Source organism: Blastomonas ursincola (assembly GCF_013607875.1).
GTDB classification, from domain to species: domain Bacteria; phylum Pseudomonadota; class Alphaproteobacteria; order Sphingomonadales; family Sphingomonadaceae; genus Blastomonas; species Blastomonas ursincola.
In genome coordinates, this window is the sequence record NZ_VDES01000001.1 from 795,537 (window position 1) to 809,471 (window position 13,935).

Annotated in this window: 10 protein-coding genes and 1 tRNA gene; 3 read left to right on the plus strand and 8 right to left on the minus strand. The window is 65.1% G+C overall.

Annotated features, from left to right (window positions below; all coding sequences use genetic code 11):
* Nucleotides 1-12: 12 nt before the first annotated feature.
* Together FG486_RS03840 and FG486_RS03845 are read right to left on the minus strand one after the other, a co-directional pair.
* A complete protein-coding gene (locus FG486_RS03840; RefSeq protein ID WP_066277390.1) occupies nt 13-1,020 on the minus strand; it encodes an inorganic phosphate transporter in 1,008 nt (335 codons plus the stop codon).
* Between the two features lie 15 nt (nt 1,021-1,035).
* On the minus strand, nt 1,036-2,190 hold the full coding sequence (locus FG486_RS03845) for a DUF47 family protein (RefSeq protein ID WP_194249823.1): 1,155 nt from the start codon (nt 2,188-2,190) through the stop codon (nt 1,036-1,038).
* A 162-nt stretch (nt 2,191-2,352) separates the two neighbouring features.
* On the opposite strand from FG486_RS03845, the gene putA reads away from it, so the two are divergent.
* Nucleotides 2,353-5,838 carry a bifunctional proline dehydrogenase/L-glutamate gamma-semialdehyde dehydrogenase PutA gene (gene putA, locus FG486_RS03850; protein ID WP_181266495.1) on the plus strand — a complete coding sequence of 1,162 codons (3,486 nt, stop codon included), beginning with the start codon at nt 2,353-2,355 and terminating at the stop codon, nt 5,836-5,838.
* 12 nt (nt 5,839-5,850) lie between these two features.
* Here putA and FG486_RS03855 read toward each other — a convergent pair whose 3' ends face one another.
* From FG486_RS03855 to FG486_RS03875, 5 genes are all read right to left on the minus strand, one after another.
* Complete coding sequence (locus tag FG486_RS03855; protein ID WP_241695570.1) at nt 5,851-7,023, minus strand: acyl-CoA dehydrogenase family protein; 1,173 nt, start codon at nt 7,021-7,023, stop codon at nt 5,851-5,853.
* Between the two features lie 15 nt (nt 7,024-7,038).
* Nucleotides 7,039-8,205 (minus strand): acyl-CoA dehydrogenase family protein, encoded by a 1,167-nt coding sequence (locus tag FG486_RS03860; protein ID WP_181266496.1) that lies wholly within the window; start codon nt 8,203-8,205, stop codon nt 7,039-7,041.
* A 135-nt stretch (nt 8,206-8,340) separates the two neighbouring features.
* On the minus strand, nt 8,341-9,153 hold the full coding sequence (locus tag FG486_RS03865) for an enoyl-CoA hydratase/isomerase family protein (protein ID WP_181266497.1): 813 nt from the start codon (nt 9,151-9,153) through the stop codon (nt 8,341-8,343).
* Nucleotides 9,150-10,175, minus strand: coding sequence for an NADP-dependent oxidoreductase (locus tag FG486_RS03870; RefSeq protein WP_241695571.1), 1,026 nt, complete (start codon nt 10,173-10,175; stop codon nt 9,150-9,152). The genes FG486_RS03865 and FG486_RS03870 overlap by 4 nt, the downstream gene beginning before the upstream one ends.
* A gap of 100 nt (nt 10,176-10,275) precedes the next feature.
* Nucleotides 10,276-10,782 (minus strand): MarR family winged helix-turn-helix transcriptional regulator, encoded by a 507-nt coding sequence (locus FG486_RS03875; protein ID WP_066285164.1) that lies wholly within the window; start codon nt 10,780-10,782, stop codon nt 10,276-10,278.
* A gap of 111 nt (nt 10,783-10,893) precedes the next feature.
* Here FG486_RS03875 and FG486_RS03880 point away from each other — a divergent pair, with 111 nt between their 5' ends.
* The gene (locus FG486_RS03880; RefSeq protein WP_181266498.1) at nt 10,894-11,979 is read left to right on the plus strand and encodes a branched-chain amino acid aminotransferase; all 1,086 of its coding nucleotides are present in this window, start codon (nt 10,894-10,896) and stop codon (nt 11,977-11,979) included.
* A 148-nt stretch (nt 11,980-12,127) separates the two neighbouring features.
* Nucleotides 12,128-12,202, plus strand: a tRNA-Gln gene (locus FG486_RS03885).
* A gap of 886 nt (nt 12,203-13,088) precedes the next feature.
* Here the strand turns inward: FG486_RS03885 and FG486_RS03890 are convergent.
* On the minus strand, nt 13,089-13,811 hold the full coding sequence (locus FG486_RS03890; RefSeq protein WP_231750212.1) for a Crp/Fnr family transcriptional regulator: 723 nt from the start codon (nt 13,809-13,811) through the stop codon (nt 13,089-13,091).
* Nucleotides 13,812-13,935 lie beyond the last annotated feature (124 nt).

The window sequence follows — 13,935 nt, forward strand, 5'->3', positions numbered from 1 at the left end:
CGGCAGTACCGGTCAGCCCCAGATCGTCGTCAGCCAGTAGAACAGCGCGCCGACCGCGGCCGAAGCGGGGATGGTGATCAGCCAGGCGATGACGACGCGCCCGGCGACGCCCCAGCGCACTGCAGACGCGCGCCGCGCCGCGCCCACGCCGACGACGCAGCCGGTGATCGTGTGCGTGGTCGAGACCGGAATGCCGAACGCGGTCGCCGCGAACAGCATCACCGATCCGCCCGAAGAGGCGCAGAAGCCCTGCTGGTGCGACAGCTTGGTGATGCGCGTACCCATGGTCTCGATGATCTTCCACCCGCCCGAAAGCGTGCCGAGCGCGATCGCGACATAGCAGCTCAGCACCACCCATTCGGGGACCGCGAACTCGCCCTCGAGCATACCCTGCGAATAGAGCAGCACGGTGATGATCCCCATCGTCTTCTGCGCGTCATTGGCGCCATGGCCGAGCGAATAGGCCGCAGACGAGACCAGGTGCAGCTTCTTGAACACGCCCTCGGCCCGCTTGGCGGTGGCGCGCAGGAAGATCCACGAGGTCATCACCACCAGCAGGATCGACAGGATCATGCCGATCGTCGGCGACAGCACGATCGCCGAGGCGGTCTTGAGCACGCCCGACCAGACGATGCCGTCGAGCCCGGCGCGCATCACCCCCGCCCCGATCAGCCCGCCGACCAGCGCATGGCTCGACGAGGACGGAATGCCTTTCCACCAGGTGACGACGTTCCAGAACATCGCTCCGACCAGCGCGCCGAAGATCACCTGCGGGTTAACGATATCGGCATCGATGATGCCCTTGCCGATCGTCTCGGCGACCTTGAGCCCGAAGATCCAGTAAGCCGCGAAATTGAAGAACGCTGCGAACAGCACCGCGTGCACGGGCTTGAGCAGCCGGGTCGAGACCACGGTCGCGATCGAATTGGCGGCATCGTGCAGACCATTCAGGAAGTCGAACGCCAGTGCGAGCGCGATCAGCGCGATCAGCAGCGGCATGGCAATGATGGTGGTTTCCATGGGGTGCGGCGCGGGTCAGGCGTGGTCGATGACGAGACCGTCGATCTCGTTGGCGACATCCTCGAACCGGTCGACCACGCGCTCGAGATGCATGAACAGCTCGCGCCCGACGGTGAACTGGATGGGGCTCGCCGCGCCATGTTCCTTGAACAAGGCCTTCAGCCCGCGCGCATGAATCTCGTCGGCATGGCCTTCCATGATGACGAGGCGTTCGGTCAGCTCGTGCAGGCGATGGGCGTTCTTGTTGACGTTGCGCAGCAGCGGCAGCGCCTCGACCGTGATCCGCGCGCAATCGACGATGATCGCGGCGATGTCCTTCATCTCCTGCTTGAACTCGGTCACCTCGTAGAGGTCGATCGCGCCCGCGGTCTTCTGCATCTCGTCGATGGCATCGTCCATCGCGCCGATCAGGCTGGTGATCGCGCTGCGGTCGAACGGGGTCAGGAAGGTGCGGCGCACGGTCTGCAGCACCTCGCGGGTGATCTGGTCGGCCTCATGCTCGCGCTCGACCAGTTCCTGGACATGGTCGGCCATGCCCGGCCCACCGTTCAGCAGCCGGGCCAGCGCGTTTGAGCCCGACAGCAGCGTCAGTGCATGCGCCTCGAACAGCTCGAAGAAATTGCCCTGCTTGGGCAGAAGGGCCTGAACCCAGGAGAAAACCGCCATTTTCGGTGAAGCCTTTTGCGTATCCGGAAGAAAACCGCCCTTGGCGATGCGACGATCGGCATCGCTGGCGCGGAAGCGGCGGATCAGTTCGGCGAGCTCGGGCTCGTCGACCATCTGCGCAGCCTCTTCCAGCGAGAACCATTGCCGGTCGCGCTGGTCCTGCTCTTCCCATTCGTCCATCACGTCGGTGACCGAGAAGGGGAACACCTCGACAGTCACGTTGAGCATCGCGCCGTTCTTGCGCTTCTTGCGATAGCGATAGCTGCCGAGCGGCGTCGGGCAGGCCGCACCGCGAACCCCCGCCTCTTCCTCCGCCTCGTGCGCGGCGGCGGCATGCGGCTGCAGCCCTTCGATCATGTTGCCCTTGGGCAGCACCCAGCGCCGCGTCTCGCGCGAGGTGACGAGCAGGATCGCCACCGGCGCGTTCACATCGTCACGCGCCGTGCGATACGGCAATGCAGCTATCTGGCGAATGGCGTGTCCCCTGTCACAAAACCGCCGCATATCTGTAACAATTGCCGGTGCAAAGCGATTTCTGCCCGTTTTGGCGGCGTTCCATGCGGCTACCCACCGCTTTGTGACGCATGAGGCCTTGCAAGGCTTCAATTGCCCGCAAATATCTGTAAGGGGCAGCGCCATGGTCCTCCCCGGAAAAGGCCGACACCCATGACCGAATTGCTTGCGCTGCGCGATGCCGTGCGCGCTCACCATCGTGCCGATGAAGGCACGGTGCTCGATTATCTGATGGCGAATTACGCCCCCTCGCCCGAGCTGCGTGCGCGCATCCGTGCGCGTGCGGTACGCGTCGTCGAGGATGTCCGCGCCGCCTCGGGCCCGACGCTGATGGAGAGCTTCCTCGGCACCTATGGCCTGTCGAGCGACGAGGGCCTCGCGCTGATGACGCTGGCCGAGGCGCTGCTGCGCGTGCCCGATGCCGAGACGATCGACGACCTCATCGAGGACAAGATCAGCCCCGCCAACTGGCGCGAGCATTTCGGCAAGTCGGAAAACACGCTGGTCAATGCCAGCACCTTCGCGCTCAGCATGACCCAGTCGGTGCTCGAAGGCCCGTCGAGCAAGGGGCCGCTCGATGCGCTGCGCGGCGCGATCAAGCGGCTGGGCGAGCCCGTCATCCGCGCCGCCGTGCGCCGCGCGATGAAGGAGCTGGGCAACCAGTTCGTGCTCGGCGAGGACATGGACGAGGCGCTCAAGCGCTCGCGCAAATGGGCGGCGGAAGGGGCGACCTTCAGCTATGACATGCTCGGCGAGGCCGCTCTCACCTTCCCCGATGCCGACCGCTATTTCGCATCGTACATGCACGCGATCCGCGCGATCGCCGACGCTGCCAAGACCGACGACATGCGCACCAATCCGGGCCTGTCGATCAAGCTCTCGGCGCTCTATCCGCGCTACGAGATGAGCAAGGCGGACGAATGCGTCCCCGCGCTCGCCGACCGGGTGCTCGAACTCGCCCGCGCCGCGCGCGATGCCAAGATCGGGCTCAATATCGATGCCGAGGAAGCCTATCGGCTCGGCATGTCGCTCGACATCATCAAGCTGGTGATGAACGATCCGACACTGGCCGGCTGGGATGGCCTTGGCGTGGTCGTGCAGGCCTTCGGCCGCCGCGCCAGCTTCGTCATCGACTGGCTTTATGGCCTGGCTCAATCGCTCGACCGCAAGATCATGGTGCGGCTGGTCAAGGGCGCCTATTGGGACAGCGAGATCAAGCGCGCGCAGGTCGATGGCGTGCCCGATTTCCCGGTCTTCACCAGCAAGGCGGCGACCGACATCTCCTATATCTGCTGCGCCGCGCAGCTGCTCAGGCTCACCGATCGCATCTATCCGCAATTCGCCACGCACAATGCGCACAGCGTCGCGGCGATCCTGGAAATGGCGGGCAACCGCGACGATTTCGAGTTCCAGCGCCTCCACGGCATGGGAGAACCGCTGCACAACGCCTTGCTGCGCAACGAGAAAGTGCGCTCGCGCATCTATGCGCCGGTGGGCCGCCACCGCGAACTGCTCGCCTATCTGGTGCGCCGCCTGCTCGAGAACGGGGCGAACTCGTCGTTCGTCAACCAGCTCGCCAACCATGCCGTGCCCGCCGAGGCGATCGCTGCCGATCCGTTCGAGCAGCTCGAGGCGGCGCGCGCCGAGGCCGATGCGAAGATCATCCGCCCCGCGGCGATCTATGCCCCGTCGCGCGTCAATTCGCGCGGCTGGGACCTCGCCAACCGCGCCGATCTCAACGAATTCCTTGAATCGCGCGGTGCGTTTGCCGAGCATCAATGGACTGCTGCTCCGATCCTCGCAGTCGAGGCGGGCTCGGGCGCAGCACCGCGCGAGGTGTTCAGCCCCGCCCAGACCGACCGCCAGGTGGGCACCGTCACCGATGCGGGCGAGGCCGAGGCCAGGGCCGCCATCGCCGCCGCGCGCATCTGGGACGCGCCGGTGGCCGAGCGCGCCGCCGCGCTCACCCGCGCTGCCGATCTGTTCGAGGCGCATCATGGCGAGATCTTCGCGCTGCTCGCGCGAGAGGCGGGCAAATGCGCGCCCGACGCCATCGCCGAATTGCGCGAGGCGGTCGATTTCCTGCGCTATTACGCGGCCGAGGCGCTGGCCGCACCCGCGTCGAGCCCGCGCGGCATCATCACCTGCATCTCGCCGTGGAACTTCCCGCTGGCGATCTTCACCGGCCAGATTGCCGCCGCGCTTGCCATGGGCAATGCGGTGCTCGCCAAGCCGGCCGAACAATCCCCGCTGATCGCGCATCTCGCCACGCGGTTGCTGCACGAGGCGGGTGTCCCCGTCACCGCGCTGCAACTGCTGCCGGGGCCGGGCCGGGTGATCGGCGCGGTGCTGACCAGCGATCCGGCGATCGCCGGCACCTGCTTCACCGGATCGACCGCCACCGCGCAGGCGATCAACCGCGCAATGGCCGAAGGATGCGCCCCCGATGCGATGCTGATTGCCGAGACCGGCGGGCTCAACGCGATGATCGTCGATTCGACCGCGCTGCCCGAACAGGCGGTTCGCGATATCGTCGCCTCGGCCTTCCAGTCGGCGGGCCAGCGCTGCTCGGCGCTGCGCATGCTCTATGTCCAGCGCGATATCGCGGAATCGCTGAAGGAGATGCTGTTCGGCGCGATGGATGCGCTGACGCTGGGCGATCCGTGGTGGCTGGCCAATGATGTCGGCCCGGTGATCGACCAGTCGGCGCGCGAGAAGATCGCCGCGCATATCGAGGCGGCGCGTCGCGACGGGCGATTGCTCAAGCAGCTCGATTCGCCCGAGACCGGCTGGTTCGTCGGCCCCGCCGCGATCGCTGTGAACGGTATCGAGGATCTGGCCGAGGAAATCTTCGGCCCGGTGCTGCACATCGCGACCTTCGAGGCGGGCGAGATCGACGATCTGGTGACCCGCATCAACGCGCGCGGCTATGGCCTGACCTTCGGGCTGCAGACGCGCATCGATGCCCGTGTCGACGCGATCACCGCGCGCATCCATGCGGGCAACATGTACGTCAACCGCAACCAGATCGGTGCCGTGGTCGGCGCGCAGCCCTTTGGTGGCGAGGGCCTGTCGGGCACCGGCCCCAAGGCGGGCGGGCCGCGCTATCTGCCGCGCTTCGCGGCCGCCGAGGGACCGCAGCTCGACCTGCCGCCGCTGACCCGGATCGCCGGCCAGGCCGAGGTGGAGGCTGCGCTCGCTGCGCTGCCGCGCGTCACCGAGCTGCCGCTCGACACGCAGACCATGCCGGGGCCGACGGGCGAATCGAACATACTCTCGACCTTCGCGCGCGGGCGCGTGCTGTGCCTGGGGCCGACCGTCGAAGCGGCGACGCAGCAGGCGGAAATCGCGCGCGGCGAGGGTTGTGCGGCGCTGATCGTGGTGCCGGGCGCCAAGGGTCCGCATGCCATCGACGGCTTTATCGAGCGCGCCGATCTGCAGCGGATCCAGGGCTTCGATGCGGTGGCCGCATGGAGCCAGGGCGACGACCAGCGCGCGATCCGCAAGGCTTTGGCCGCGCGCGACGGGGCACTGCTGCCGCTGCTCACCGAAGCGAGTTTCGCTGCGCGCTGCGTGCACGAGCGCCATGTCTGCATCGACACGACCGCGGCGGGAGGGAATGTCTCGCTGCTGGCCTGACCGAAACCGGCGCTAGAGCATCGCCAGGTCGGTCGGCAGGCCCAGTGCCACCCGGCCGACCAGCTCGTACACGCTGCTGGCCGTGGCGATATGCTGGGTCGCGACATGCGCGTCGCGGAAGCGGCGCTGCAGGTTGCTGGTCATGTAGACCGCGCTGCCGCCGCCGATGGTGAACGCGGTCTTGGCGACCTCGGCCGAGGTCTCGGTGGCATAAGTGGCAGCGAGGCGCAGCAGCGCGCGCTCCTCGGGCGATAGCTCTCCGCGCGTGGTTGCGCCGTGCCAGCACGCTTCGACGCATTCGCGCAAATAGGCCTCGGCCCCGCCGAGCTTGGCCTGCGCGCGCATCAGCTCGGTCTGCACGACGCCGCGTTCGGCGAGGCTGCGCTGCCCCCCTTGCGGCTTTTTCGCCTTGGCCAGCGCCTCGATCTCGTCGAGCGCGCCCGCCGCATTGCCCAGCGCCACCGAGGCGACGCCCAGCGCCAGCAGCCCGAAGACCGGGAACTGGTAGAGCGCGCCGGGCTCGACCGGCTTGTCCGCGATCAGCGAGACGCTGCGCTCCTTGGGGACGATGATCTGCTTGACCGTAAAGTCGCCCGAGCCGGTGCCCTTCATTCCCATGACATGCCAGGTATCGAGCAGTTCGGCCTGATCCGCCGGAAAGATCATCATCCGGTGATAGGGCGCGCCATTGTCGAAGCGCTGAAGCTCGCCATCCTTGAAGATCATCGCGCCGCCCGACAGCCAGTCGCAATTGGCGCTGCCCGATCCCCATTGCCAGCGGCCCGAGACGACATAATGGTCCCCCATGTCGTCTGCGCGGCCCATCGGCGCGAACACCCCGCCGGTGATCGAATGCGGGTCGGCATAGATTTCTTTCGCCACGTCATGCGCGAGATACGCCGCGTTGAGCGCGGTGGTCGACCCGATCATCGCGCACCAGCCTGCGCTTGCCTCGGCCCGTGCGATGGCGTGCAGCACCGCGACCATCTCCATCGGCGTCAGTTCCAGCCCCTGCAGGCTCTTGGGCCGCAGGATGTTGAACGCACCGGCCTGTGCCATCGACTGCGCAATATCGGCAGGAAGATGCCGCGTCTGCTCTATCTCGTCCGCGCGCGCGGCAATGCCGGGCAGCAACATGGCAATGGCATGGCCCAGCGGCTCAATGCTTTCAAGCGGTTGCATCATGACCTTCCCTCCCCTTCACAACCGCATCAGGCTCGCCAGATTGTTGCGCTGCATGTCGCTCGATCCGCCGACGATCGGCATGCCCAGCAGATCGCGGACATGGCGTTCCATTTCGTACGCATCGCTGAGCGCATAGGAGCCCATCACCTGCTGACAGGTCAGCGCGATTTCCACGCCGGTATCGGCGACGAACAGCTTGGCCATGCTGGTCTCGACGGAACACGGCCGCCCCTCATTGGCCAGCCAGGCGGCATGATAGAGCAGATGCCGCGCCGCCTGCCACTTGGTGCGCGCGGTGACCAGCTTGTTCCGGATCGCCTGATGCTGGCTGATCGGCTTGCCGAACTGCACCCGCTCCTGCGCATAGGCCCAGGCCTCGTCGATCGCGGCGCGCGCGATGCCGAGCGCGACGGCGGAAATCTCCAGCTTCTCGACATCGAGCGCGCGGCCCGCGAGCAGCTTCCAGCCCTGGTTCCACATCGCCTCGCCCCCGACGATCGCGCTTGAGGGGAGCCGCACATTGTCGAAAAACACGTCCTGGCTGTGCGTGTAGCGCAGATTGACATGCTCGATGTCCTGCATCGTCACGCCCGGCGCTTTCGTCGGCACCAGCACGAACGAGAGGTTGCGATAACGCTCCTCCGCCGGGCCCGAACGCACGAGGCAGTAGATGTAATCGGCCCAGTCCGCGCCGGTGCACCAGCGCTTGGCACCGTTGATGACGATCTCGTCGCCCTCGCGCACCGCGCGCGTCTCGACGCTCGCCAGGTCGCCGCCGACATTGGGTTCGGACAGGCCATAGGCGAAGAACAGCTCTCCCTTGGCCAGGCGCGGCAGGAACTCGGCCTTCTGCGCGGGCGATCCGTTCTCGCTGAGGTTCATGCCGCCATAGAAGCTGGTATGGATGAAGGGACCCGCGAGGCAAGGCCCCGCCGTCGCCAGCTCCTCGATGATCGCGATGGCCGCGACCAGATCCTGCCCTGCCCCGCCATGTTCTTCCGGAACGGTGAGCGCGGTGAGGCCCAGCTCGTTGAGTTTCGCATAAACATCGCGCGGCCACTGCGCCGCCTTGTCCCAGGCCTGCCGCGCCTCGCGCGGCGCGTGATCGGCGATGAACCGCTGGATCGTCGCGCGCAGCGCTGAGACGTGTTCTGGCTCGTCGGTGAAGCTCTGGAGGGTCATGCTTGCCTCTCTGCCCTTCCGTCATCCTGAACTTGTTTCAGGATCCATCGTGCCCGGAAGGCCGAAGGTGCGTGGGGATAAATGGACCCTGAAACAAGTTCAGGGTGACAGGATATGGGCGCTTGAATTTTCATCTCACTCCCCCGTCAGCTTTGGCGCGCGCTTCTCGGCCATCGCCGCCACCGCCTCGCGCCGATCGCCCAGATAATTGCTCACGCTCTCCCAGCCGATCGCCGCATCCATCATCTGCGCGGCGAGCGCGCGCAGCGGGATGTTGGTCACGCTCTTGGTCCAGCGCACCGCCCATTTGGGATTGCCCTGCAGCTTGGCGATGATCTCGCCCAGCTTCGCATCGAGCTGATCGCCCGGCACCGCATGGTTGATCAGGCCCAGGTCCTTCGCTTCCGCCGCGCTCAGCATGTCGCCGGTCATCAGCAGTTCCTTGGCCCTGGCATAGCCGATCAGCTGCGGCCAGATCAACGCACCGCCATCGCCCGCGACCAGGCCGACCTTGACATGCGGGTCGCCGATCACCGCCTTTTCGTCGGCGACGATTATATCGCACAGCAGCGCGATCGTCGCGCCCAGCCCCGCCGCCGCGCCGTTGAGGCGGCACAAGATCGGCTTTTCCATCTCCAGCAGGCTCGAGACGATGCGCTTGGCATCCCAGGCGATGGCGCGGAAGCTCGCCGGATCGTCGATCTGCTGCTGGAACCACTGGAAATCGCCGCCCGCGCAGAACGCCCTGCCCTTGGCGGCCAGCACGATGATGTCGCTCTCGCTATCGCGCTGCAGATCGGTGAACACCCGCGCCAGTTCGTCGTGCATCGGGCCGTCGACACCGTTCACGGGATGGTCCGAGGTGATGAACGCTCTCAGCACCCTGCCCTCGCGCTCGAAGGTGAAGCGCGTGTAAACCTGGTCCTCGATGCGGAATTCGTGGCTCATCCGATATCTCCCAAACGCACCAGCCGCCGCCCGAAGCTCGCGCCGGTAAACAGCCCGCAAAACGCCTCTGGCATTGCCTCGAGCCCGTCATACAGCTCCTCGCGATAGATGAGCTGCCCATCGCGGATCATCTGCCCCATCGTGGACTGAGCCTCGGCAAATTGCGGAATGTCGTCGAACACCAGGATGCCGCGCATCGTCAGCCGCTTGGCGATCATCTCGCCGGTATTGGTGATGCCAACGCGCTCGCCCTGCGGCACGTTGTAATCCGCGACCTGGCCCGACATCACGATCCGGCCATGCAGCCGCATCAAGGGCAGCACCGTGTCGATCATCGCATTGCCGACATTGTCGAAGAAAATGTCGACACCCTTGGGACAGGCCGCCGCGATCGACGCGCCAAGATCGTCCACGGCCTTGTAGTCGATCGCCGCATCGAACCCGCAGGTCTCGACCAGCCAGTCGCATTTCTCGCGTCCGCCCGCGATGCCCGTAACGCTCGCCGCGCCCCAGGCGCGCGCGAGCTGCCCCGCGGTCGCGCCGACCACGCCGGCCGCCGAGCTGATCAGCACATGCGCGCCTTCGCGAAATTCGCCCACGCGTTTCATGCCGAACCAGCTCGTCATGCCGGGAATGCCCAGCACGCCCAGCCACAGCGTGCGCGGCAGGCCATTGTCGGCGATGGGCATCACATAGCCGCGCCCGTTGGAAATCGAATGCGTCGTCCAGCCGCCGCTGCCGGTCACCCAGGTGCCGACCGGGAAGCGATCGTTGCGGCTTTCGGTCACCATGCCGACCATGAAACCGTCCATCGTGCCGCCCGGCGGGATCGGCGGGGCATAGCTCGCCCCGGTGGCGTGCAGCCGCGATCGCACGCCCGGATCGACCGAGGCGATGCGATGTTCGATCAGGAATTGCTGGTCCTCGAGCGTGGGAATGGTGCGTTCGACGATCGCGAAGTCATCCGGCTGTGGCAGCCCGTCGATCGGCGCCTTGAGCACCACGCTGCGCATCGTCGCCATGACCTCTTCCCGCTCCTGCCTGCTTATCGTTGCCCACTTGATTGCATAACCGATACCATTAGCAAAGCAGAAATGCTGACATTGCTGTCAGTGCGAACAATCAGCCGGGGCGGCGATCGTTCCCCAGTTCTGCCAGCAGCACGCGGTCGGCATCGGGCACCAGCCCTTCGAGCACCCGCCAGAAGCCGGTGACCGAATCCTGGCCCGCGCGGCGATAGGCCTGGGACAGGCGGCTGCGCAGGGCATCGAACAGCTCCGCCTCGAGCGTCGCACCCGCCGGGGTGAGCCTCAGCAGCTTCTGCCGCCGGTCGGTCTCGCCGCTGCGCGTCTCGATCAGGTCGCGGCGTTGCAGCTCGGTCAGCACCCGGCCAAGCGACTGCTTGGTGATCGCGAGTGCGCGCAACAGCTGGCTCACCGTCAGGTCCGGGTTGCGCGCGATGAAATAGAGCGCGCGGTGATGCGCGCGGCCCAGGCCCTGCTTGGCGAGATGGTCGTCGATCGACTTGGTCAGCCGCGTATAGCCGAAGAACAGCAGCTCCACGCCATGGCGGATTTCATCCTCGCGCAGGAAAAGCGCGGAAGCCGAGGGGGAAGATGGGACAGGCATGTTGACCTTGATTGCCAGCCCGATTAGGTCTTGGCAAGCCCGCGTTGCAGCAAGGCCAGCCGTCGGGACGCAGACCACCATTTTCAATCCTTGCGCCTTTGAGGGGATGCCATGCTGCCTTTCGCGATCGAGCCGACAACCAACCCGACCCCCGCCGATGCGCGCGATGCGGCTCTGGTCGATCCCGGCTTCGGCAAGCTGTTCACCGATCACATGGTCGTGGTGCGCTATGACGAGGAAAAGGGTGGCTGGTACGAGGCGAAGGTGACCGCGCGTGCGCCGATCCCGATGGACCCGGCCTCGTCGGTGCTGCATTATGCGCAGGAAATCTTCGAGGGGATGAAGGCCTATAAGCTGTCCGACGGCAGCACCGCGCTGTTCCGCCCCGATGCCAATGCGCGCCGCTTCAACGAATCCGCCACGCGCATGGCGATGCCGCATGTCCCCGAGGATCTGTTCGTCGAATCGGTCGAGCAGCTGGTGCGGATCGATTCCGAATGGTTCCCCAAGGTCGAGGGCGGCGCGCTGTACCTGCGTCCGTTCATGTTCGCGAGCGAGGTGTTCCTCGGCGTGCGCCCGGCCAAGCAGTATCTGTTCATCACCATCGCCTCGCCTGTGGGGGCCTATTTCAAGGGCGGCATCGCGCCGGTGACAATCTGGGTGTCGCAGCATTATACCCGCGCCGCCCCCGGCGGTACGGGTGCGGCCAAGTGCGGCGGCAATTATGCGGCCAGCCTCGTCGCCCAGGCCGAAGCGACCGCGCAAGGCTGCGACCAGGTGGTGTTCCTCGATGCGGCCGAGCACAGATGGGTCGAGGAACTGGGCGGGATGAACCTGTTCTTCGTGTTCGACGATGGCAGCATCATCACCCCGCCGCTGACCGGCACGATCCTGCCCGGCATCACGCGCAACTCGATCATCGACCTCGCGCGTGCACAGGGGCTTACGGTGCGCGAGGAGCCCTATTCGATCGACCAATGGCAGGCCGATGCTCAGAGCGGCAAGCTGCGCGAGACCTTTGCCTGCGGCACCGCGGCGGTGGTGACGCCGGTCGGCACGGTCAAATGGCCGGACGGCAGCTTCACCATCGGCGGCAACCAGTCTGGCCCGGTAACGGCCAGCCTGCGCTCGGCGCTGGTATCGATCCAGCGCGGCGATGCGGCCGATCCGCACGGCTGGGTCCACCGCATCGGCTAAGCCCGCACGCGCCGCCGCGCGCTCCAAAAAGGCGCTTGGCGGGACCGCGCTTTTCCGTATATAGGCCGCTCCCGCGCTGCCCCGGCCCCTCGCCCGGCAGCCACGGACAGCACGGCATTGGCCAGCAACGCATTGGCCAGCAACGCACTGGGGTGTCGCCAAGTGGTAAGGCACCGGTTTTTGGTACCGGCATTCGCAGGTTCGAATCCTGCCACCCCAGCCAGCTCTTGAAGCCAGCCTAACTATTTGAAATTATTTACGTAAGTCTGCGAATCGAAAACAACTTGGCCATCGTCGTGGTATCCTCAGGTGGCCACGTCAGGAGCGTGGATTCGTACCGCCTTAAAGTGCAATGGGGTTTGCAAGTCATCCACAGGTTATGCCCGACATAAATCCTGTTGAAGGCGCATCTCCGGACACCATCGCCACGATGTGCCAAATGAGTCGAAATGGCTCGATCTGAGCGGAACTCACCACAAAATCGGATCGTGTCCTGAAGCACATAGCCCCTTGTTTGCGGACGAATGATGTGTCGTCGCTGCGCTGGGTTGTCTTCCAATTCCCCTTCGGACAGTGTCCATTGGCGGCGGCATAAAAGGTCGTCCGATAGCGACCCACAAGTAGACGTTGCCTTTAAAGCCAGCCAATGTCAGGCCCAGCTGAAAGCAGCCAAACACTTTGGCTTAACCTGCCGACCCCGAACGCCTTCGTGGAAAATTTGAAAAAGCGGCATCCGGCCCGGCCATTCATGAGAGGCAATGTATATCCCAGAATGGCTCAGTCGTCCAACGCCAGGTTTCACCCAAATCTTGCGCTACACATGGCGGACGCCCGTCAGGATTCTGTAATCTGCCTCTGCATCATTTAGGACCGGAAAATCGCGGTGTTCTTCATAACCACGATTCTCACCGCGCTGAGCCGCCGCAAATTGCTTTCGCGGATTTTTGCGAGAATGTCCTCGCATGCCACACCGGTCCGCTCCAGCGCATTCTCCCAGAATTCGCCGTTCTCCATGAAAATGACAGTTGTAGAGCGCCCGGCGGAAAACCGATGATCTTTGCTTCAACGTCCGAAGTGAAAGGATGCGCGTTGCATCAGAGCTGATCGCTTCAGTCAGCTTTTCTCAGGCGCCTGTGCAGATAGTTGCCGTCAAAGCCTGCAATCTCTGCGAGCTGGACGGGATCAAGGATGGTGAGCGAGCCTGCACTCAGCTCCATGACCTTTTCCACCCGCAGCGACTTGAGGACGCGATTGACATGCACGGGGGTCAGGCCGACCGCATCGGCGATGACCAGCTGGGTCAGCGGCATGTTGCAATTTGCGTCATTCGCCAGGCCGATGTTGCGCATCCGGATGTAGAGTTCGCACATCAGATGGGCTATCCGTTCCCTCGCCGTGCGACGCCCCATGCTGACAATCCAGGCCCGCAACACGCTCTGGTCGACCAGCTGGGACCACCAGAATGCCCTCGTTATCGTTGGCCCTATCTCGACCAAGGCTTCCATCTGGGCGCGAGGCAGCAGCGCCACGCGGGCTGGCGTGATCGTCACGAAGCTGTGGTCGATTGCCCTGAGCACAGCGATATGGATGTCACAGAAATCGCCTGGCAACATGAACGCGAGAATCTGTCTGCCGCCATCAGGCAGCATCTTGTACCCGCATGCCCAGCCATCGAGCATCACAAACACCGGATCCGGGTTATCCCCTTCCATGATCAGGTGATGACCGGCGGGCAGATCGCGAACGTTGCGGCAAGCATCAGCAAGAAGGCCGACATCCGCGTCGTTCAGCGGCGCATAACCACTGAGGCGATTGGTAAAGGCATTGGCCATGACTGTGCTCCCGGCCTTGAGGTAGCAGAATTGATCTTTGGCGACCTTAACCTCGATTGTGTTTGCCCTCGGACAACGGGCGTATACGCCACCTACTGTCGGTACGCTATCCCAGGCGCCGGTA